This is a genomic window from Geomonas anaerohicana, assembly GCF_016458305.1.
In the GTDB taxonomy this organism is placed as follows: domain Bacteria; phylum Desulfobacterota; class Desulfuromonadia; order Geobacterales; family Geobacteraceae; genus Geomonas; species Geomonas anaerohicana.
Genome location: NZ_JAEMHL010000007.1, coordinates 95,798 through 116,055, shown reverse-complemented (window position 1 = coordinate 116,055; position 20,258 = coordinate 95,798). Strand labels below are relative to the sequence as shown.

Below are 20,258 nucleotides of genomic sequence, written 5' to 3'. Positions count from 1 at the left end.
TTTTATTAAAACTTCAACAACGAGAAGACCTTGCCCTCAGGCAACTTCTTGGCGCCTTCCAGGAATTCGAGCTCGGCCATGAAGCAGCACTCGACCAACTCGACGTCCATGGCGGTGATCATGTCGACGACTGCGGCCATGGTGCCGCCGGTGGCCAGGAGGTCGTCGGCGATCAGCACGCGATCACCCTTGTTGAAGGCGTCGGTGTGGATCTCAAGGGTGTCGGTGCCGTACTCGAGATCGTAGGTCTTCTTGAAGGTTTTGGAAGGAAGCTTGCCCGGCTTTCTCACCAGCACGATGCCGGCACCCAGCTTGTACGCGAGGGCGGCGCCGATGATGAAGCCGCGCGCCTCGACACCGACTACCTTGTCGATCTTCTGCCCCACGTAACGGTGGGACATGAGGTCTACCATGCGCTGAAACGACTTGGCGTCCCCTAAAAGCGTGGTGATGTCTTTGAAGAGAATCCCCTTCTTGGGGAAGTCCGGGATGTTCCTGATGATGCTTTTAAGATCTTCCATGTCCAACGGCCGCTCCTTTAATTACCAGTAGTTGCACTGCGCCCCATTATGTCGGTGGCTTCCACTATTTTTCTCAGTTTCTCCAGCGACTTCGCCTCGATCTGGCGGATCCGCTCGCGGGTGACGCCGAAGCTGCGCCCGATGGTGTCCAGGGTCTGCGGGTCCTTGTCGTCCAGGCCGAAACGGAGCGTCAGGATCTTTTTCTCCGCGTCGGAGAGGGTCTCGAACCACTTGGAGACCAGCTCGTACTTGTTCAGGTCCTCCAGCAGCACCGCGGGCGAGATGGTCGAGGTGTCCTCGATGGTGTCGATGAGGAAGTAGTCGTTGTTCTCCCCCATGGGGCGCTCGATGGAGTAGGTCTTCTTCAGGAGCACCATGAGCCGGCGCACGTAGGTGACGTTCACCTCGAGCGCGTCGGCGACTTCCTTCACGGTCGGCTCGCGGTTCATCTTCTGCACCAGCTCGCGGGTCACCCTGAGCATCTTGTTGATGTCGTCGGAGACGTGCACCGGCAGGCGGATGGTGCGCGACTGGTTCACCAGGGCGCGCTCGATGGACTGCCTGATCCACCAGGTGGCGTAGGTGGAGAAGCGGCATTCCTTGGAGAGCTTGAAGCGCTCCACCGCCTTGATGAGACCCATGTTCCCCTCTTCGATCAGGTCGAGGAAGGGGAGGCCGCGGTTTATGTAGCGCTTGGCGATCTTCACCACCAGGCGCAGGTTGGAGACGATCATCCGGTCGCGCGCGGCCTTGTCGCCCAGGTCGATGCGCGCGGCAAGCTCCTTCTCCTCGTCCGCGGTCAGAAGCTTGGTCTTCTGGATCTCGCGCAGGTAGAGCTTGATGGCGTCATCGAAGTGCTCCACCACGGCGGCCTTGATCTCTTCTTCCTCGACCTCTTCCGCCTCCTCGACCTCCTCTACCTCTTCGAGTTCGAGGGCATCCGGGTCCGGGTCATGATCGTGTTCGCCATCAAGAAAGAGAGGATCCTTCTCCTCCAAAAGCTCGTCGTTTTCCATGCCAGACTCCTTTGGCAAAGCCAGAGTGATGTGGGGCAACCTGTGCTGCTACTCGTCGTTCCAGCCGTTTTTGCCGATCAGTCTCACAAAGCGGCAGTCGTCGGCGTCCTCGCGGGTCACGCTGCCGTCGGCCGCCTTCCGTATCACCAACAGTTTCTGATCCACGCGGTCCCCGACCGGGATCACCAGCCTCCCTCCGGGCGCCAGCTGTTCGACCAGGCACTCCGGCAGGGCGGGAGCCCCGGCGGTAACCAGGATGGCGTCGAAAGGCGCCTCCTCGGGCCACCCCTCGGTGCCGTCCCCGATCTTCAGGTTCACGTTCAAAAGCCTCAGGCTGTCCAGCGCCTTGCGCGCCTTCATGGCCAGCGGGCGGATCCTCTCGACGGTGCAGACGCGGTCGGCAAGGCTAGCCAAAACGGCGGCCTGGTATCCGGAGCCGGTGCCCAGCTCCAGCACCTTCTCACGCCCGGTGAGGGCGAGGAGTTCGGTCATGCGCGCCACGATGTAGGGCTGCGAGATGGTCTGCTTCTCTCCGATGGGAAGGGAGCCGTCGCTGTAGGCCTGGGCGGCCATCGCCTCTTCCACGAATATGTGTCTGGGCAACTCCAGCATGGTGTTGATCACCCGCTGGTCCGTGATACCGCGTTTCACCAGTTCGGCGACCATCCTCTTGCGTGCTACAGCTGAATTCATTCCCCCCCCGATCTTTGGCAGCGGGGAAATATAACAAATGACGTGCTAAAAGTCCAGCATCACGGCAGTTCCCACCCCTGCAACTCGCCGATGGCGGCGTGGTTGGTGAGGTCGATGTGCAGCGGCGAAATGGAGACGTGGCCGCGCGAAACGGCATGGTAATCGGTGCCGGGAACGTCCTGGAAACTCAGGTCCAGGGTGCCGATCCAGTAGTAGTTACGCCCCCGGGGATCGACCTTGTCCACGATGGTCCCCTCGTAACTGCGCTTTCCCTGGCGGGTGATCTGGGCCGGGAGGAGCTCACCTGCCGGGACGTCGGGGACGTTCACGTTGAGATAGGTGTCGCGCGGCAGCCCGCGACGCTGTACGCTCAGGGCCAGTTGGGCCGCGAAGGCGGCGGCGGAGTCGAAGTTCTCGCCGGCGCTGCGGGTGGCCAGCGAGACGGCGATGGCGGGGATGCCCATCAGGGTCGCCTCCAGGGCGGCCGCCACCGTGCCGGAGTAGGTGACGTCGTCGCCCAGGTTGGCGCCGCGGTTGACCCCGGAGATGACCAGGTCGGGGCGGAAGGAAAGAAGGCTGTGGATGCCGAGGTTGACGCAGTCGGTGGGGGTCCCCTCCACCGCGTAGACGTTGTCGGCGATGCGCGCGGCACGCAGGGGATGGTGCAGCGTGAGCGCGTGGGAGACCGCGCTCTGCTCGCGGTCCGGCGCCACCACGACCACCTCCGCCACCTGGGACACCCGCTCTATGAGGGCGGCCAGGCCGGGGGAATGCACACCGTCGTCGTTGGTAAGGAGAATCTTCACGGTAGGTCCCTCGCAGTCAGTTACAGCAGAACAGGTCCAGATACAGCGTCCGCCTCACCCAGATCGCTTCGGCGGAGCGGAAACAAACTTTAACACATTTTAACCATCAAGGAAATCCGGCGCCCTTCTTCCCCTTGAATTCGGCGCAGGCCCAATCGATCTGGGACAAGAGGCCGCGCAGCGACGCCACCTCGCGCTCGTCCAGTTCGGCGCGGGAGAAGATGCGGCGCATGGTGCGCATCATGTGGTCCGGGTTCTGCGGGTTCAGGTAGCCGATCCTCAGGAAGGTCTTTTCCATGTGGGCGTACATCGGTTCCAGTGAGGCGGAACCGGCCAGTTCCCGGGCGGCCTTGACCGGCGCCGGAGCGGCCCCCTTAAGGAATTCGTAGCAGAAGATGAGCACGGCCTGGGACAGGTTCAGCGAGCCGAATTCGTCCGCGGTTTCGATGGTGGACTGCCAGCGGCACATGGCCACCTCGTCGGTGGTGAGTCCGCTGTCCTCGCGGCCAAAGACCAGCGCCATGCGGCTATTGGGCGCGCAGGCGGCGAAGCGCTCCACGATCTCGGGCGGGGTGGAGATCTCGGCGCGGTACTTGCCGTGGCGCCTGGTGGTCGCCACCGAGAACTCGCTGTCGGCGAGGGCCTCCTCCAGGGAGGTAAAGATACGCGCGCTTTCCAACAGGTCGCGCGCGGAGACGGCGAACTTGATGGCGTCCAGGTGGTCCACTTGGCAGGGGTTGACAAGGCGCAGGTCGCGCAGTCCCATGTTCTTCATGGCCCGGCAGACCATCCCTATGTTGCCGGGACTCTGGGTCCCGACCAGTACGATGGAAACTCTTTCCTTCAAATCCATGCAATGCCCTTCGTCGTTGCGGAATGTGCGGCCGGAAACCCGCCGCGGGCGGCATTAGACCATAAGCCAGGGCAATTGACAACGGAGAAACGAGCCAGAAAAGCAGTTACGCAAAGAACGCTAGGAATCCGCGAAGAACGGGAAGAAGGCCTTTTGGGTGGTAACCCCAAAAAGCTTTTCCTTTGCGTGCTTCGCGACTACTTCGTGTCTTCGCGTAACTGCTTTTGACTTGCAGCCACATGCTGAGATAAAGGGGACAGGCACCTGGCGGAGCCAGTCCCCTTCTCCTAGCGGTGGTTGTAGGTGGTCTTGGGGCGGCGGGGGCGGGATTTGATGCGCTTGAGCCTGGCCCTCGCGTGACGCTTGCGCCACCTCTGCACGGCGAAGTGACTGGACCACAGACAGGCAAGCATCCCGGCTAATACCAACATAAGGTAGGGCTCGTAGCTCTGCAGATCCTCTATGAAGAGGGAGGCAGTCTTGCCGAAGAGGTAACCGGCCAGGGAGAACACGACGGACCAGGCCAGGGCGGAGAGGAAGTTCAGATACAGGAAACGACGCGAAGGGAAACTGGTCATGCCGAGGATGACGGGAAGGACGATGCGGAAACCGTAGGTGTACCGGGATACGAATGCGACGAAGGTGCCGTAGCGCTCGATGAGCCGCAGGGCCTTCCTGAATTTCCTGGCGAAGGTGGTGAAGAGCCGCAATAGCTGCGGCCCCTTGGTACGGCCGATGTGGAAGTAGAACTGGTCACCGAGGAAGGAGCCGACCAGCGCGGCTACCATAACCAGGTAGACGCTAAGGTACCCCTGGAAAGCGAGGAAACCGGCAAAGATGAGGATGGCCTCCCCTTCCAGGAAGGTCCCCAGGAAGAGCACCCAGTAGCCGTGCGTCTGCAGGTATTCTCTGAACAGTTCCTGCACAAAAGCTCCAGCTGTGACAGTGGGATCGCCTTACATTCAGTGGCGGGCACAACTGGAGAGTATAGCGCTTTATTATTTGCGGTAAACGGGGTTGGTCCCCCTGACCTCGACGGCGGGTGCGTCCTCCAACTCCTCAAGGTCGCCGGTGTCTCCGTCGTACTCGTTCTCCCCCACGGCCCAGGCGTAGAACTTCTGCGAGTCGATCAGCTGCGGCTTGTCCGGTATGCCGTAGACCCGGTTCTGCATCCCTTCATCGTAGAGGCCGACGCAGCCGTGCGAGGCGGGCTTGCCGGGCAGGTCGCGGGCGTGGATCCAGTAGGAGACGTTGTCGGGACCGATGTGGAAGCGCATGGCGTTGTCCATCGGGTACTGGCCGCTCTCGTCCTCGGTCTTGTAGAGCGACGAGGTGTGGTTGCGGTGCCGGGCGTCGATGCGGAAGACGCCGACGGGGGTCTCGTGCCCGGGGGCGCCGGTCGCGGCGGGAGCGGAGAACTTGAGCTTGCCGTTCTCGTAGGCGCCCATCCACTGCTCGGTCATGTCGATGAGGATGTACTTGCCGTACCCCTTGGCCGCCGGATACTCCTGGGGCATTGGGGTGTAGCTGCGGGCGGCGACGATGTCGACGGGGACTTTGATGGTCATGCCGGGATAGACGTGGCGCCGGTCGATACGGTTGAAGCGGGCCACGGTGACCCAGTCGGGGCCGAAGAGCGATTCCAGCGTTTCCTGCGGCTCTATGAAGTGGGCGCGCCAGGGGACCTTGGCGAGGCTCGGGTACTCTACCCGGGAGAGGTCTTCCTTGGCCGGATCCTGCGGGTTGGCGCCAGGCTCGGAAGTGGCGGAGGGGTTGTAAACCACGATGGAAAAGAGGACTGCCAGGACAACAAAAGCCAAAATCTTACGTAACATCTTGCCTGCTCCCAACCGAGAAACGACTAATGGGGCCTACGCCCCATTTCGTTCTTAATTAGCACCTTTGCCACGCTCGGTCAAGAAAAAGCACGTCCCGCCATGACTTCCTGGACCGCGCTGTAGGGGTCCATGCTCTTGTCGCGCATACCGGCCACGATCTCGTCATACTTGCCGTTCCCCTTGATGGCGCCGAAGACGGTCTCGAAGAGTTCTTCCCGGAGCGTGTCGGCGAAGAGTTTTGCGTTTCTCTCCTCGATAAGGCGCTGCAGGGCACCCGACTCCTTCAGGTAGATGTGGTGCGCGTCGAATTCCTGCACCAGCTCCTCGATGCCTACGCCACGTGCCCCTTCGGTCTGCAGCACGCGCGGCGCCCACCCGTCTGCGTCCGGGTGCTTCATCTCCAGCATGGTGGTGAGCTCGCGGGCGGTGCGCTCGGCGCCGTCGCGGTCGGCCTTGTTGACCACGAAGACGTCGCCGATCTCGAGGATGCCGGCCTTGATGGCCTGGATGTCGTCGCCCAGCCCCGGGACCATGACCACCACCGTGGTGTGGGCGGTGCTGACGATGTCCACCTCGTCCTGCCCTACCCCGACCGTCTCGATGACGATGACGTCCATCCCCATGGCGTCCATGACGTTGACCACGTCGGTGGTGGAGCGCGAAAGCCCCCCCAGCGCCCCGCGCGTGGCGAGGCTGCGGATGAAGACGCCGGCATCGTCGGCGTGGCGGTTCATCCTGATGCGGTCGCCGAGGATGGCGCCGCCCGAGAAGGGGCTGGTGGGGTCGATGGCCACCACGCCCACCAGGAGATCCTTCTTCCGGTAAGCGGAGACGATCTGGTCCACCAGGGTCGATTTACCCGCCCCCGGGGGGCCGGTGATGCCGATGATGTAGGCGTTGCCGGTGTGGGGGTAGAGGGTTTTCAGTTCCTCGATGGCGCTCTTGAAGCGGTCATCGATGTCGCGCATCAGGCGCGCGGCGGCGCGTATGTCGCCGTCGAGCACGCGTTCGGCCAGGGTCATAAGAACTCCAGAAGCGGTTCAAGGTTCAACGTTCAACGTTCGAGTGAGCGCGTCGCCACCGTGCGGCATGTTGGTGACTTCTACGGCGTGCGCCGCGTCTGCTCTAGGCAACACGCGGCGCATGGATTGCGTCAAAGTTTTGCAGTTAACGTTGAACGTAGAACGTTGAACGTCCGTTTTAGTTTAAGCGTGGGGCGTGATGTTGTCGCGGACCCAGCCGACGATGGTTTCGGTGGAGGTGCCGGGGGTGAAGACTTCGGCGATGCCGGCCGCCTTGAGACCCGGGATGTCGTCCTCGGGGATGACGCCGCCGGCCATGAGCACGATGTCGGCAGCACCCTTCTCGGTCATGATCTCCTTAACCGCGGGAAGCAGGGTGTTGTGGGCGCCGGAGAGGATGGAAAGGGCAACCAGATCGACGTCCTCCTGGATGGCGGCGGAGACGATCTGCTCCGGGGTCTGGTGCAGTCCGGTGTAGATTACCTCGAAACCGGCATCGCGAAAGGCGCGGGCGATGATCTTGGCACCCCTGTCGTGGCCGTCAAGACCAGGCTTTCCCACCAGCACGCGAATTCTTCTTTCAGCCATGGCAAACCTCCGATATCAATAAATTCAATGGTAGTTATTTCTCGATGCCGACGCGCGCATCGACGCCGGCTTTGTAATAGTGCTTGATCTCACGCATCTCGGTGACCAGGTCCGCCGCCTCGATGACCTTTTCGTGGGCGTTGCGGCCGGTCAACACCAGCTCCACCTGGTCCGGCTTGGAGGCCATCAGCTCCAGCAGACGCTCGACAGGGAGAAGCCCCATGGAAACGGCGCCGTTCACTTCGTCGAGGATGACCAGGTCGTAGTCGCCGCTGGTGAGCTTCTCGGCGGCCAGGGCCAGCGCCTCGGCGGCGAGGTCCTTGTCGGCCTGGGCGGGGTTGTCCTTGTTGACCCATCCCGGGCGCCCGGTCTGGATGATGGTGAGAAAGGGAGCCAGCTTCTCGGCGGCCATCTGCTCGCCGTAGGGTCCGCCACCCTTCATGAACTGGATCATGCAAACCTTCAGTTCGCGGCCGGTGGCGCGCAGGGCGAGCCCCAGCGAAGCCGTGGTCTTTCCCTTGCCGTTGCCGGTATACACCTGAATAAGACCGCGTTCCAGTTTCAAGATATCCCCCGGTGGTGTGTTGGCCGCGGCCGCTACCTGCGGCTTGCGCTGACGCTAACGTGAGCTCCGCGGCGACGCAGCACTATAGCAATTGCCCAAGGAAAGTGTCAAGGCCAAAGAGGCAATATCTAGAACAACGTTAGCGTCTTGTGGTTATGAGCTGGCGTTCAGACTTGGCCAGGCAAATACCCTCTGTCTCCCCTTCGCAAAGGAGGACGTGGCACGACCCGGACGAGGCGCGTTATGGATAATCAACAGAAATCGCGAGAGACAGGATGTGGATAAAAAAAAAGGCCAAGTCGTGTGACTTGGCCTTTGCTGTTTGCATGGTGGGCGATACTGGGTTCGAACCAGTGACCCCTGCCGTGTGAAGGCAGTGCTCTCCCGCTGAGCTAATCGCCCATGTGTCCTGTCTATGTAGCAGATGCCTTTTTCGATGTCAAGGCCTGTTTGTCGGGGGCACGACTGTCTTAGGGCGCGGTTTGTCGTAAGTGTATAAAGTACCGCCAACTGTTATTGTCGGAGCATGAGGCGAAATATTACTAAGTGAATCCCGCGAGGAACGTCCCACGCAGCGCACCCCACGCCCATACAAACACTGGCAGCTTTCCCGGCTCAGCATTACAAGACACTAACAACTCCACAACCCCCCGGAGTTACGCACCGACCAGACTATTATCGCCGTTTTATGACATTATTGTCATTTACATGTCATACACAGGTAATGCGCTATACCGTAACATTGCCAACCGTTTGCTGACTACACCCACCGTCGCGTGACCAAAACAGTCACGGGGGGAGCCACCCGCATGCCACTTCAGCTGAACTACCTTACCCGGCCGCACCAATCACGGCGACGGGACCTTTTGCTGCTCACCCTACTGTTCGGCCTGCTCTTTCTTCAACTCCTGGGGCACTTCCCCCTCATCGATCCCGACGAAACGCGCTACGCCGAGATCCCCAGGGAGATGCTGGAACGCGGCGACCTGATCACCCCGCTGCTCAATTATGTAAAGTACTTCGAGAAACCGGTGCTTTTGTACTGGCTGAACGCCTTCTCGTTCTCCCTGTTCGGCATCAGCGAGTTCTCGGCCCGGCTCTTCTGCGCCCTGAGCGGGCTCGGCACCGTGCTGTTCAGCTACCACCTCGGGCGGGAGCTCTTCGGCCGCCGCACCGGCCTCCTCGCCGCACTCGTCCTGGGCGGCTGCACCGGGTTCCTGATCCAGGCGCGCATCAACATCACCGACATACCGCTTACCTTCACCATGACCGTCGCCCTGGGCAGTTACATCCTGGCCGCCCGCGACGCCGATCACCCCAGGCCGGGCTATTACTACCTCTTCTACCTCTTCGCCGCGCTGGCGGTACTGGCCAAGGGGCTGATCGGCATCGTGCTCCCGGGTGCGGTCGTTTTCTGGCACATCGTTTTGACCCGCCGCTGGCGCATCCTCAAGGAAATGCGCCTGGTAACGGGGTTCTTGCTGTTCCTGGCGGTTGCGGCACCCTGGTTCGTGCTGGTGTGCCAGCGCAATCCTGAGTTCTTCCAGTTCTTCTTCATCCACGAGCACTTCGAGCGCTTCCTGACCAAGGTGCACCGCCGCTACCAGCCGGTTTGGTACTTCATCCCCATCCTGTTCGGCTTCATGATCCCGTGGTCCTTCTTCATCCCGACGGCGCTGCGCAACTTCTGGCGCAACCGGGCGGCTACCGGGGGGGAAGCGCGCCTGTATCTCGCCCTTTGGGCCATCATCATCTTCGCGTTTTTCTCGAAGTCCAACTCGAAGCTGCCGGCGTACATCCTGCCGGTGTACCCGGCGCTGGCCATCCTGATCGCCGGACTCTTCGACCGCGCCTTCAACGGCGACTTCCGCCCCCTGCGCCGCCCCGCGCTTGCCTCCGGCGGGCTCCTGGTCCTGCTGGGGTGCGCGGCCCTGCTCTACCCGCTGGTGGCGCACCGGGCGCTGGTAGGGCCCATCGGCGGGCTGGTCATCGGTTCCATCGTCATCCTGCAGGGAGCCGTCGTGCTGGCGGCGGCGAAGCGCGAGGACCCGCGGCAACTCTTCGTGGGCCTTCTTGCCGGTTCCATCCTCCTCTTTCTGACCGCGCCCCACATCGTCTTCCCGCTCTTCGTGGAGCGCAAATCCTACCGCGAGCCGGGACAGATCGTCAAAAAGCTCGCCGCTCCGGATGCGGTGCTGGTGAGCCAGGGGTTGCGCCAGGGGCTGAGCTACTACGCGGAGCGCCGCTGCGTCATCTTCGACGGCCCCGGAGAGATCGAGTTCGGCAGCAAGATCGGTGACCAGTCCGCCTGGTTTTTGAACCGCGACGGGTTCCGTGCCCTCTGGAACGGCCCCAAACCCGTGTACGCCATGATACTGCGCGACTACCTGGGCGAGCTCTCGGCCGGCTCCGCCGTCAAGCCGCGCATACTGTGGCAGAGTTCGAAGCACTACCTCGTAACCAACAGATAAGCAATTAGCCTCCGGCCCGCCTTGGCCCGCCGGAGGCAACCAGCAGCAAAGGAGAGAGACATGAAAGTACTGATCCTGGGCGTCAACGGTTTCATCGGCAACGCCCTTACCCACCGCATCCTGACCACCACCGACTGGGAGGTCTACGGCCTCGACATGGCCTGCGACAAGCTGGAGAGGTCCATGGGTGACCCGCGTTTCCACTTCCTCGAAGGTGACATCACCATCAACAAGGAGTGGATCGAATACAACATCAAGAAGTGCGACGTGGTGCTGCCGCTGGTGGCCATAGCCACCCCCATCACCTACGTCAAGGATCCGCTGCGCGTCTTCGAACTCGACTTCGAGGAAAACCTCAAGGTGATCCGTCTTTGCGCAAAGTACAACAAGCGCGTCATCTTCCCCTCCACCTCCGAGGTCTACGGCATGAGCCCCGACCGCGAGTTCGACGAAGAGAGCTCGCCGCTCATGCTCGGCCCGATCAACAAGGAGCGCTGGATCTACTCCTGCGCCAAGCAGATGCTGGACCGGGTCATCTACGCCTACGGCGCCCACGAGGGGCTGCGCTACACCCTGTTCCGCCCCTTCAACTGGATCGGTCCCAAGCTGGACTCCATCAGCACCGCCAAGGAGGGGAGCTCCCGGGTGCTGACCCAGTTCCTCTACAACATCCTGGCCGGAGAGCCGATCCAGCTCGTGGACGGCGGCGAGCAGCGCCGCTCCTTCACCTTCCTCGAGGACGGCATCGACTGCCTGATGCGCATCATCGAGAACCGCGACGGCTGCGCCGACGCCCGCATCTTCAACATCGGCAACCCCGGCAACGACCTCTCCGTGAAAGAACTGGCGCACAAGCTGCTCGAACTGGTAAAACAGTATCCTGATTACCGGGAGAAGGCAGAAAACTGCCGCATCGTCGAGGTCACCTCGGGCGAGTACTACGGCAAGGGCTACCAGGACATGCTGAACCGGGTCCCCTCGGTACAAAACGCGAAAAAACACCTGGGGTGGCAGCCGACCACGTCCGTGGACGACGCCCTGAAGCAGACCCTCGACTTCTACCTCATCGAGCAGCGGGAAACCATCCAGCACCTTTTGTAATCTCCGGAGGCCACGTGCGCAGCGAGTTTCTACCCTTTTCCACACCGACCATCGAGGACGCCGAAATCAACGAGGTGGTCGACTCTTTGAAATCGGGCTGGATCACCACCGGCCCCAAGGTGAAACGCTTCGAAGAGGAGTTCCGTGCCTACGTGGGGGCCCCCTTCGCGGTGCCCCTCTCCTCGGCTACCGCCGGGCTGCACCTGACCCTGCTGGCCCTGAAGTTCCAGGAGGGGGACGAGGTGATCACCACGCCGATGACCTTCGCCTCAACGGTGAGCATCTGCGTCCTGTGCGGACTGAAGCCGGTCCTGGTCGACATCGAGCCGGGGACGCTGAACCTGGACGTATCCCGGGTGCGCGAGAAGATCACCTCCCGCACCCGGGCCATCATACCGGTGCACTTCGCCGGCCAGCCCTGCGACATGGACCCGATCTTCGCGCTGGCGCGCGAGTTCGGCCTCACCGTGATCGAGGACGCGGCCCACGCCGCCGGGACCGAGTACAAGGGGCGCAGGATCGGCTCCCTCGACAGCGTCTCCATCTTCTCCTTTCACCCCAACAAGAACATCACCACGGGCGAAGGGGGCATGGTCTGCACCCCGGACGAGGCGCTGGCCGAGGAGGTGTCGCTGTTGAAGTTCCACGGCATGAGCCGCGAGGCCTGGAAACGCTTCGCCGCCAGCGGCACGCCCAACTACGACATCGTGCTCCCAGGCTTCAAGTACAACATGATGGACATCCAGGCCGCCATCGGCATCCACCAGCTCCCCAAACTGGACGGCTTCATCGACCGGCGCACCGAGATCGCCCACTTCTACAACGAGCAACTGGCCGACGTCGCGGAACTGTGCCTCCCCGCGTACGCCCCCTACCCGCAGCGCCACGCCTGGCACCTCTACACGCCGCTGGTGAAGATCGAACGCCTCGCCATCGATCGCGACGGGTTCATGGCCAAGCTCAAGGAGCTCAACATCGGCAGCGGGCTGCACTACAAGGCGGTGCACCGCCACGCCTGGTACCGGGCCAACCTGCCGCAACCGGAGCACGCACTCCCCAACGCCGACTATGCCTCGGACCGCATCCTGTCGCTGCCCTTATTCCCGAAGATGACCGAGGATGACGCCCGCGACGTCGTCGAGGCGGTGAAAACCGTGATAGCAAGGAACCGCACATGACCCCCTACCTCTCCATCGTGGTTCCCGTCTACAACGAGGAAGGGAACCTGGACAACCTGATGCAGCGCCTCTACCCGGTCCTGGCCGGCATGGGCCGCCCCTTCGAGATCATCTTCACCGACGACGGCAGCCGCGACCGCTCACTGGAGATCCTGAAACGCCTGGCGCACCACTACCCCGAGGTGCGGGTGATCGAGTTCAACGGCAACTTCGGCCAGCACATGGCCATCATGGCCGCCTTCGAGATCAGCCGGGGCGAGATCGTGGTCACCCTAGACGCGGACCTGCAGAACCCGCCCGAGGAGATCCCCAAGCTGGTGGCGGAGATGGAAAACGGCCACGACGTGGTGGGGACCATCCGGCAGAATCGCCAGGACTCGGTCTTCCGCAAGAGCGCCTCGCGCCTGGTGAACATCACCACCCGCAAGATGACCGGCATGAAGATGACCGACTACGGCTGCATGCTGAGGGCCTACCACCGAAACGTGGTGAACAACATCAACCGCTGCGGGGAGGCGAGCACCTTCATTCCCGCGCTGGCGCAGACCTTCGCCTCGAGCCCCAGCGAGATTGAGGTGGCGCACGCGGAGCGCAGCGAGGGGGAAAGCAAGTACTCCTTCTACAAGCTGATCCGCCTCAACTTCGACCTGATGACCGGGTTCTCCGTGGTGCCGTTGCAGCTCTTCGCCCTGACCGGCATCGTCACCGCGCTGGGCGCCCTCGCCTTCGCCCTCTTCCTGCTGATCAGGCGTTTCGTGGTCGGCGCCGAGGTGGAGGGGGTCTTCACCCTGTTCGCCATCCTGTTCTTCTTCATCGGCATCACCATCTTCGGGATCGGGATCGTCGGGGAGTACGTGGGGAGGATCTACCAGGAGGTGCGGCGCAGGCCGCGCTACGTGGTACGCAGGGTCTATGGAGGAAGCGATGAGGGATAAGGTGGTCGTCTGCGCCTACCACAACGTGGGCTACCGTTGCCTGGAGGAGTTGCTGCGGCAGGGGGCCGACGTCCGCCTGGTCTTCAGTCACGAGGACTCCCCCGGCGAGGAGATCTGGTTCCAGTCGGTGCGCGCCCTGGCGGCACGCCACGGCATCCCGTGCCTGACCAGCAGCATCAACGCCCCGGAGAACCGCGCCATGATCGCGGAACTTGCCCCGGACTTCCTGCTCTCCTTTTACTACCGCAACATGATCTCCCCCGAGGTACTGGCCCTGGCCGGGCGCGGCGCCCTCAACATGCACGGCTCCTACCTGCCGCGCTACCGCGGGCGGGTGCCGGTCAACTGGGCGGTGATCAAGGGGGAGCGTGCCACGGGAGCCACGCTGCACTACATGGTGGAGAAGCCGGACGCCGGCGAGATCGTGGACCAGCAACAGGTGGAGATTGCCTTCGAGGACACCGCCTTCGACGTCTTCAACAAGGTGACCGAGGCCGCGGTGACGGTGCTGCGCCGCTCCTGGCCGCAACTGGTAGCGGGGACCGCGGCACGGATACCGATGGATCTCAAGGCAGGCAACTACTGCGGCGGCCGCAAGCCGGAGGACGGACGCATCGACTGGAGCCTCAGCGCGCTGGAGATCTACAACCTGGTGCGCGGCGTCACCCACCCCTACCCCGGCGCCTTCACCACCCTGGCCGGCAAGAAGCTCCTGGTCTGGCAGGCCTTTCCCGTCGAGGGGACGGGGGAGCCGGGGCGGGTGCTCTCCGCGCAGCCGCTCCTGGTAGGGACCGGCAGCGGCCTTTTGGAACTTAGGCGCCTGCAGTTGGAAGGGGCGGCGGAGCTGTGCGCCGCAGACTTCGTGCAGGCGACGCCGTGCGACGGCGCGCTTTTCACCTGAAGCGGGAGCGGAGACTGCATGCATCACTATGAACCACAGACCGTAGCGCTCAAGGTGGATGTCGATACCTACTGCGGCACCCGTGACGGCATCCCCAACCTGCTGCGGCTATTGGAAGCTTTCGGGGTCCGCGCCACCTTCTATTTCTCCCTGGGCCCCGACAACTCCGGCAAGGCGGTGCGCCGCCTGCTGCACAAGGGGTTCCTGGCCAAGATGCTGCGCACCAAGGCGCCGGCCATGTACGGCCTGAAGACCATGCTCTACGGCACCCTGCTCCCGGCGCCGGTGATCGGCAGGGAGCTGCAGGCGGTGATCAGGAGCGTGCAGGATGCCGGCCACGAAATCGGGATCCACTGCTGGGACCACGTGGAGTGGCACGACCACCTGCACCGGCTCTCCCGCGCAGAGGTCGAGACCGAGTTGGGGCGCGCCCGCGCCAGCTTCGAGGAGATCTTCGGCCGTGCCGCGGCCACCACCGCCGCCCCCGGCTGGACCGTCAGTGCCGCGTCGTTCGAGGCCCAGGACGCGCTGGGGCTTGCCTACTGCAGCGACACCAGGGGAGAGTTCCCCTTCTACCCCGTTTTGAACGGCAAGCGCTTCCGGACCCTGCAGGTCCCCTCCACCTGGCCCACCATGGACGAGCTGATCGGGGAGAACGGGGTCAGCGCCGACACGGTGAACGACATCTACCTGAGGCGGCTGCGCTCCGGGTTGAACGTGCACACCATCCACGCGGAACTCGAGGGGAAAGCCCTCGCCGCCCCCTTCAAGGACCTGCTCACCCGGCTGACCGGGCGCGGCGTGCGCTTCATGACCCTCATGGAGGCGGCCGCCGAGTACGGTACCGCCGCCCCGGATTGCACCGTGACCATGGGATACACGGCCGGCCGGGCCATGCCGGTCGCCCTGCAGGGGCCGGCGCTCTGACTTACGCTTCCCCGCAGCCGGACCAGCGCTCCCCCACCCGGGCATGCGCGAACCAGCGCATCAGCTCGCCGTGCGCCTGGTCCTCGGCGGCCGGGGACCAGGAGGCGAAGTCTTCCTCCTTGAAGGGGGCGTAGGGTCCGCACTTGACCTCGAAGATGACACCCCCCTCGTCGAGGGAAAGCACCGCGTGCCACCCCCCCACGGGAATTTCTACCACGCAGGTATCCTCCCCCAGCACGGCACGCCCGACCACCACGCCGCTGTCGTCGAAGCTCAACACCACGAAGCGCCCCCGCAGCGGGGTCAGGATCTCCCAGGTCTGCCGATGGTGATGGGGACGTATGTAGGTACCGGGCTCCATGGCGATGGCCAGGCGCTGGACCGGGTCGGCCAGCTCGCCGTGCAGGTTGCGGTTCATCCTTTGGCGCGGCGACTGGCGCGCCTCGGCGCTCAGGCTGTCGAGATCGTCGTGATCGATTGTTTTCATATGATCTTGCTCCCGTGACACGTGAATGAGGCGCTGCGATTGCTGCACCTGCCTTGCCGCCGGCAGGCTCACTGCTCCGGCTCTTACTGTTTAGGTGTCTCTCCCGGGCCGGCGACTTCGGCCGGCACCGCCACCACCACCAGCGTCCCCACCCCCAGCTCCGTTTCGATCAGGAGTTCGCCCCCCAGGTACTCGATCTTCCTGCGCACGTTGAAGAGGCCGAATCCCCCGGTGCGGCTCTTTTTCTGCGCCACCTCGGCCGGGTCGAAACCGGTGCCGTTGTCGGAGATTTCGATCTGAACGCGGCCGGCGTCGCTCCCCAGCCTGATACGGGCCAGAGTGCAGTGCGAATGCTTGACCACGTTCAAAAGGATTTCGCGCACCGCCTGGAATACGGAGGAGCGGACTTCATACCTGAGGGGCAGGGGGGTGTTGTCGTCCAGCAGTTCGAAGTTGAGGCCGTAATTTTCCCTGAGCTCTTCCGCCAGCCACTTGATGGCCGCTGCGAGCCCCGCGTTGGCGAGGATGGGGGGGCGCAGCTGAAAGGTCAGGGACCGGATGTCCTGGATGGACTGGGAAAGGAGCTTGTCGATTTCCTCTGCTATCACGACATCCTTCTCAGAGGACAGCTCGTTGGCCAGCCACTGCAGCTTGAGCTTCACCAGGATGAGGTGCTGTCCGACCTGGTCGTGCAACTCTCCGGCGATACGCTCCCGTTCGCGCTCCTCGGTGAGGGAAAGTTCCTGGGTCAGGGCTTCCATTTTCTTCTGGTGCTCGAGGATCTGATCCTCGGCCCGCATGCGCTCCTCGACCTCGGCGCGCAGCCTGGCGTTGGCCGCAGTGAGCGACTCCGTCCGCGCCGCAACCTGACGTTCCAACTCGTCCCTGGCGTCCTGCAGGGCGATTTCGGCGAGCTTGCGTTCGGTAATATCGATGGTGACCTGGATTGCGGAATCCATCCTTCCATCGGCCACCAGCGGCCCCAGCACGGTCTCGAACCAGCGGGTGCCGCCGTTGTCACCGAGGCCCGACACGATGATTCTCTGCGGAGTCTGCTCTTGGAAGGTCCGCTCCAACGCGGCCCGGTAGATCTCCTTGCTGTCACCTACCAGGTAGTCGTAGGAACTGGTGCCGGTCACGCTGTGGGGTTCGAAACCTTCCGAGCAGCGGTTGATAAATTCGATGGTGCCGGCCCGGTCGACGTTGGTGACCAGGAAGGGTGCGTTCATCACCAGGTTGCGGAACTTGGCCTCGCTCTCGGCCAGTTTCAACTCCAGCGCCCTGCGCTCGGTCACGTCCTCCAAAAGCCACAGGATCCCCTTGGAGAGATCCGGCGGATCGATGGCCTTGCCGATGTACCTGACCCGAAGCCGGCCACCGTCCTTGCGTATCAGTTCCTGTTCCGTTTCAAACGACAGCCCCTGGACCAGAACAGGGTATGCCTGTCTTCCCAAAAGATCGTACGCTTCATCGCTGGGATACAGCCTGCGGGTGGTCTGGAGTTCCATCTCCTGCTTCGAGTACTGAAAGAGCTCCTCCGCCTTGCGGTTGAGCCAGATCTGTTTGCGGCCCGCGATTTTGAATATGGCGATGGGAACGTTCTCCAGAATGATGCTCTGCTCCTGCATCATGTCCTTCAGTTGGGCGTTCATCTGCTCCAGTTCGCTGATGCGCCGGCGGGAAACCTCGTCGTAGGCCTCGGCGAGGGGGCGCCCGGTGCTGAGGATGGTCTTCCAGAAGGTCAGCACCCCCACCAGGATGCAGATGCCGCCGGTGTACTGGGCCGTCCTCCCGGCCCACCCGATCGGGCTCCCCACCGACTTCTGCAGCAGCACGCCGGCCAGCCCGGTGGCGAAAAGCGCGAGACCGGTGGCATACCAGCGCAGCAGTTCCACCCGAATCTTTACGTACTGCCTCAAGGACAAAGCGGCGGTCACCGCGTAAAAGGCAATGGCAGCCGCCAGAACCCCCCTCCCGGTCGGGGTGGGACCGGCTCCCTGGACGATGAAAGCGGGCGCAAGGCCGGTGGCCGCGGCGGCGACGATGCTCCCCGAGATGGCCGCGACACCCAGGTAGAAGGCCAGCACCAATGGCAACCGGAGCCGCGGAGCGGACTCCTTCGCCCGGAGCAGCGGGATGACGGCACTGGCCAGAAGCAGCAGCCCGGTCAACAGGGCGCCGCTGTTGTAGATGGTAACGGTGATGTTGGGGCCGCCGGGCCGGCCTATGAACCATCCCGAGACCGCCCCTGCTCCCCCCAGCGCCAGCATGCCGCAACCGAGCATGAGCAGGGGGAGGCGGCCGACAGCCAGGAACAGCCTGGTGGAGATGACAACGATGACGAAAGGGGTGCAGGCGAGAAAAACCGTGTTGAGAGCCGGCAGGAGCGCCGTCGGCTCCAACACGACCTGGGGATCCGCCCAGTAAAGGGTGGCGATCAGCGTCACGAAGCACGTGAGCAGCGGCGCAGTGATGTTACCAAACCTATGCATAATCAACCACCATTACCACCGGCCGGGGCGCAGGCGCCTTGGCACAGGTACCACCTGACTTCGAGCGCCGGCAACCTGTCGTTTCACCTGTTTTTGCTGTGGCCGATCCCTTCTTGGAGGCAACCACTCTGAAGTGGTGCCCAAAATATCACACAACGCTTTTATTACAACGAAATAATCCGCCCCCATACTCCCGGCGCAGGAGGATACTGACAAGAAAGGCCGGGGCATGGGACCCGGCCTTCTTGTATATTGGTCGCAGTGAGTGAAGGGGCTAAGTTTCCCCGGTGCGGGACATGCGGTGGGTGATGTCCCGGTCGATGCCACGGAAACCGCAAAAGACGCCGTCGGCGTCGAAGATGGGTACGGCGCTGGTCTCGAGGAGCACCTGCTTGCCGTCTTTACGTATGTTGATGTTCTCCAGGTTGTGAAACGGCTCCTGGCGCGCGGCGAGTTCGGCGAAAATCATGAGCAGCCGGTCGGCCTCATGACGCGGCATCAGGTCGAAAGGAGTCTTACCCACCACCTCCTCGACTGTGTAACCGAGCAGGTCGAACACCTTGGGACTGACGTAGGTGTAGACCCCGTTGCCATCCACTTCCCAGACCAGGTCCGAGGTGACTTCCACCAGGGCCTTGAAACGTTTCTCGCTTTCCCGCAGGGCCCCCTCGACCTGTTTCTGCCGGGTCACGTCCAGCATGACGATGCGGCACTCGCGGTGCTGCTGTGAAACGGCGGACTCCAACCGGACCGGCGTGCCGTTGTGCAGCCGTACCTCGCACTCGACCCCGTCGCTGTGGCAGCAGATCCGGTCAAGGTAATCGAGCAGGGCCGGGCGGTCCTCCCTGGCAACCAGTTCCAGAAAATCCTTCCCCAGCAGCACCACCCGGTCCCTTTGCAACAGGGTGCAGCAGGTCAGGTTGACCTTTTCGATGCGCCGCCCCTCCCCTATGGTCAGGTAGCCTACCGGCGCGAAATCGTACAGTTCGGCGTACTGAGCCAGGGCCCGGTCCAACTGGGCGTAGGCGTCCAGGAGTTGCTGGTTTTGCCGCTCCAGTTCCTGGTTGTGAGCGCTCAGATCATTCATGACTACCCCGGGTGGTCTTCGTGTCAGAACTTCAGCCTAAGCCCCATGGTCGCGTTGTGGGTCTGGACCTCGAACTCGGTGTTGATGAAGGAGGCCTGCGAGGTGCCGAAGTAGCGGTAGCCGAGGTCGAGAGAAAGCTGGCGGTTCAGGGCGATCTCCAGACCGGCACCGGCCTGGTAGGCGAGCACCACCTGGTCGTCGGCCTCGTAGAGAAAATCGCCGGCGGTGCTGGACACGTCGTTCAGGTGCAGCGCCGCGAAGCCTATGCCGCCGCCGAGATAGGGAGTGATGGGGGTGTTGTTATGCATGTCGAAGAAGACGTTGGCCATGAAGGCGGTGGTATCGACGTTGCCGTCGGCGATCCGGAAGCGCTGCCCGCTGTCCCGATCGGTGACCCGGTTCAGCTGCAGATCCTTGTAGGAGATCTCGCCTTCCAGACGCATCAGGCCGAAGTCGTAGCCCAGCGTGCCGCCGACGTTGAGCCCCGGGTCGAACTTGATGCGGTCGTTGAACGTGGTGACGCCGTCGAAACTGGTGGCATTGACGGTTTCGGGAACGGTCACCCCGATAAAGCCGGAGACGTACGGGCCGGGGTGAGGGGGCGTCGCCATGGCGGCGGCAGGAAGAGCAAGCAATGACAAAACGAGGATAGCGAGCAGGTTCTTTTTCATGGACGTCCTCCTTGTGTGTGACTGGTCTCTTTGATAGCAGTACGACAGCTCAGGGAAACGGGGCTCAGTATACATCCTGGGCGGGCGCTTGTACACCATTCGTCAT

At 62.9% G+C, this 20,258-nt stretch carries 20 protein-coding genes and 1 tRNA gene; 6 read left to right on the top strand and 15 right to left on the bottom strand.

Annotated features, from left to right (window positions below; all coding sequences use genetic code 11):
- Nucleotides 1–5: 5 nt before the first annotated feature.
- The 11 genes from JFN91_RS14070 to JFN91_RS14020 form a co-directional block, all read right to left on the bottom strand.
- A complete protein-coding gene (locus JFN91_RS14070; protein WP_199389820.1) occupies nt 6–521 on the bottom strand; it encodes an adenine phosphoribosyltransferase in 516 nt (171 codons plus the stop codon).
- 17 nt (nt 522–538) lie between these two features.
- Entirely contained in the window at nt 539–1,537 is a 999-nt protein-coding gene (locus JFN91_RS14065; protein WP_199389819.1) for a sigma-70 family RNA polymerase sigma factor, read from the bottom strand.
- Nucleotides 1,538–1,585: 48 nt separating this feature from the next.
- Nucleotides 1,586–2,230 (bottom strand): protein-L-isoaspartate(D-aspartate) O-methyltransferase, encoded by a 645-nt coding sequence (locus JFN91_RS14060; RefSeq protein ID WP_199389818.1) that lies wholly within the window; start codon nt 2,228–2,230, stop codon nt 1,586–1,588.
- 59 nt (nt 2,231–2,289) lie between these two features.
- Complete coding sequence (surE, locus tag JFN91_RS14055; protein ID WP_199389817.1) at nt 2,290–3,036, bottom strand: 5'/3'-nucleotidase SurE; 747 nt, start codon at nt 3,034–3,036, stop codon at nt 2,290–2,292.
- Nucleotides 3,037–3,142: 106 nt separating this feature from the next.
- Nucleotides 3,143–3,889, bottom strand: coding sequence for an RNA methyltransferase (locus JFN91_RS14050; protein WP_199389816.1), 747 nt, complete (start codon nt 3,887–3,889; stop codon nt 3,143–3,145).
- A gap of 287 nt (nt 3,890–4,176) precedes the next feature.
- The gene (locus JFN91_RS14045; RefSeq protein ID WP_199389815.1) at nt 4,177–4,815 is read right to left on the bottom strand and encodes a DedA family protein; all 639 of its coding nucleotides are present in this window, start codon (nt 4,813–4,815) and stop codon (nt 4,177–4,179) included.
- A gap of 72 nt (nt 4,816–4,887) precedes the next feature.
- Entirely contained in the window at nt 4,888–5,724 is an 837-nt protein-coding gene (locus JFN91_RS14040) for a L,D-transpeptidase (RefSeq protein ID WP_199389814.1), read from the bottom strand.
- A gap of 80 nt (nt 5,725–5,804) precedes the next feature.
- Nucleotides 5,805–6,749, bottom strand: coding sequence for a methylmalonyl Co-A mutase-associated GTPase MeaB (gene meaB, locus JFN91_RS14035; RefSeq protein WP_199389813.1), 945 nt, complete (start codon nt 6,747–6,749; stop codon nt 5,805–5,807).
- Nucleotides 6,750–6,932: 183 nt separating this feature from the next.
- Entirely contained in the window at nt 6,933–7,337 is a 405-nt protein-coding gene (locus JFN91_RS14030; protein WP_199389812.1) for a cobalamin B12-binding domain-containing protein, read from the bottom strand.
- A gap of 34 nt (nt 7,338–7,371) precedes the next feature.
- A complete protein-coding gene (cobO, locus tag JFN91_RS14025; RefSeq protein ID WP_199389811.1) occupies nt 7,372–7,902 on the bottom strand; it encodes a cob(I)yrinic acid a,c-diamide adenosyltransferase in 531 nt (176 codons plus the stop codon).
- Nucleotides 7,903–8,229: 327 nt separating this feature from the next.
- Nucleotides 8,230–8,304 (bottom strand) — tRNA-Val (locus JFN91_RS14020).
- 407 nt (nt 8,305–8,711) lie between these two features.
- Between JFN91_RS14020 and JFN91_RS14015 the strand changes: the two genes are divergently transcribed.
- From JFN91_RS14015 to JFN91_RS13990, 6 genes are read left to right on the top strand one after another with little or no spacing between them, the layout of a single operon-like run.
- Nucleotides 8,712–10,373, top strand: coding sequence for a phospholipid carrier-dependent glycosyltransferase (locus tag JFN91_RS14015; protein ID WP_199389810.1), 1,662 nt, complete (start codon nt 8,712–8,714; stop codon nt 10,371–10,373).
- Nucleotides 10,374–10,433: 60 nt separating this feature from the next.
- Entirely contained in the window at nt 10,434–11,474 is a 1,041-nt protein-coding gene (locus JFN91_RS14010; RefSeq protein WP_199389809.1) for a bifunctional UDP-4-keto-pentose/UDP-xylose synthase, read from the top strand.
- 14 nt (nt 11,475–11,488) lie between these two features.
- A complete protein-coding gene (locus JFN91_RS14005; RefSeq protein WP_199389808.1) occupies nt 11,489–12,652 on the top strand; it encodes a DegT/DnrJ/EryC1/StrS family aminotransferase in 1,164 nt (387 codons plus the stop codon).
- Nucleotides 12,649–13,587, top strand: a complete 939-nt coding sequence (locus JFN91_RS14000; RefSeq protein WP_199389807.1) for a glycosyltransferase — start codon at nt 12,649–12,651, stop codon at nt 13,585–13,587. The genes JFN91_RS14005 and JFN91_RS14000 overlap by 4 nt, the downstream gene beginning before the upstream one ends.
- On the top strand, nt 13,577–14,488 hold the full coding sequence (locus JFN91_RS13995; protein ID WP_199389806.1) for a formyltransferase: 912 nt from the start codon (nt 13,577–13,579) through the stop codon (nt 14,486–14,488). Before JFN91_RS14000 ends, JFN91_RS13995 begins: the two co-directional genes overlap by 11 nt.
- Before the next feature lie 18 nt (nt 14,489–14,506).
- Nucleotides 14,507–15,415 (top strand): polysaccharide deacetylase family protein, encoded by a 909-nt coding sequence (locus tag JFN91_RS13990; RefSeq protein WP_199389805.1) that lies wholly within the window; start codon nt 14,507–14,509, stop codon nt 15,413–15,415.
- A gap of 1 nt (nt 15,416) precedes the next feature.
- Here the strand turns inward: JFN91_RS13990 and JFN91_RS13985 are convergent, their stop codons facing one another.
- From JFN91_RS13985 to JFN91_RS13970, 4 genes are all read right to left on the bottom strand, one after another.
- Nucleotides 15,417–15,902, bottom strand: coding sequence for a WbuC family cupin fold metalloprotein (locus tag JFN91_RS13985; protein WP_199389804.1), 486 nt, complete (start codon nt 15,900–15,902; stop codon nt 15,417–15,419).
- 83 nt (nt 15,903–15,985) lie between these two features.
- On the bottom strand, nt 15,986–18,394 hold the full coding sequence (locus JFN91_RS13980; RefSeq protein ID WP_199389803.1) for a PAS domain-containing sensor histidine kinase: 2,409 nt from the start codon (nt 18,392–18,394) through the stop codon (nt 15,986–15,988).
- 274 nt (nt 18,395–18,668) lie between these two features.
- The gene (locus tag JFN91_RS13975) at nt 18,669–19,481 is read right to left on the bottom strand and encodes a PAS domain-containing protein (RefSeq protein WP_199389802.1); all 813 of its coding nucleotides are present in this window, start codon (nt 19,479–19,481) and stop codon (nt 18,669–18,671) included.
- A gap of 23 nt (nt 19,482–19,504) precedes the next feature.
- The gene (locus JFN91_RS13970) at nt 19,505–20,152 is read right to left on the bottom strand and encodes an outer membrane protein (RefSeq protein WP_199389801.1); all 648 of its coding nucleotides are present in this window, start codon (nt 20,150–20,152) and stop codon (nt 19,505–19,507) included.
- Nucleotides 20,153–20,258 lie beyond the last annotated feature (106 nt).

Coding starts and splice junctions, on each gene's coding strand:
- JFN91_RS14015 (WP_199389810.1), top strand. CDS start 8,712: ATGCCACTTCAGCTGAACTACCTTACCCGGCCGCACCAATCACGGCGA.
- JFN91_RS14065 (WP_199389819.1), bottom strand. CDS start 1,537: ATGGAAAACGACGAGCTTTTGGAGGAGAAGGATCCTCTCTTTCTTGAT.
- JFN91_RS13980 (WP_199389803.1), bottom strand. CDS start 18,394: ATGCATAGGTTTGGTAACATCACTGCGCCGCTGCTCACGTGCTTCGTG.
- JFN91_RS14070 (WP_199389820.1), bottom strand. CDS start 521: ATGGAAGATCTTAAAAGCATCATCAGGAACATCCCGGACTTCCCCAAG.
- JFN91_RS13985 (WP_199389804.1), bottom strand. CDS start 15,902: ATGAAAACAATCGATCACGACGATCTCGACAGCCTGAGCGCCGAGGCG.
- JFN91_RS14060 (WP_199389818.1), bottom strand. CDS start 2,230: ATGAATTCAGCTGTAGCACGCAAGAGGATGGTCGCCGAACTGGTGAAA.
- JFN91_RS13995 (WP_199389806.1), top strand. CDS start 13,577: ATGAGGGATAAGGTGGTCGTCTGCGCCTACCACAACGTGGGCTACCGT.
- JFN91_RS13970 (WP_199389801.1), bottom strand. CDS start 20,152: ATGAAAAAGAACCTGCTCGCTATCCTCGTTTTGTCATTGCTTGCTCTT.
- JFN91_RS14040 (WP_199389814.1), bottom strand. CDS start 5,724: ATGTTACGTAAGATTTTGGCTTTTGTTGTCCTGGCAGTCCTCTTTTCC.
- JFN91_RS13975 (WP_199389802.1), bottom strand. CDS start 19,481: ATGAATGATCTGAGCGCTCACAACCAGGAACTGGAGCGGCAAAACCAG.
- JFN91_RS13990 (WP_199389805.1), top strand. CDS start 14,507: ATGCATCACTATGAACCACAGACCGTAGCGCTCAAGGTGGATGTCGAT.
- JFN91_RS14050 (WP_199389816.1), bottom strand. CDS start 3,889: ATGGATTTGAAGGAAAGAGTTTCCATCGTACTGGTCGGGACCCAGAGT.
- JFN91_RS14000 (WP_199389807.1), top strand. CDS start 12,649: ATGACCCCCTACCTCTCCATCGTGGTTCCCGTCTACAACGAGGAAGGG.
- JFN91_RS14010 (WP_199389809.1), top strand. CDS start 10,434: ATGAAAGTACTGATCCTGGGCGTCAACGGTTTCATCGGCAACGCCCTT.
- JFN91_RS14030 (WP_199389812.1), bottom strand. CDS start 7,337: ATGGCTGAAAGAAGAATTCGCGTGCTGGTGGGAAAGCCTGGTCTTGAC.
- meaB (WP_199389813.1), bottom strand. CDS start 6,749: ATGACCCTGGCCGAACGCGTGCTCGACGGCGACATACGCGCCGCCGCG.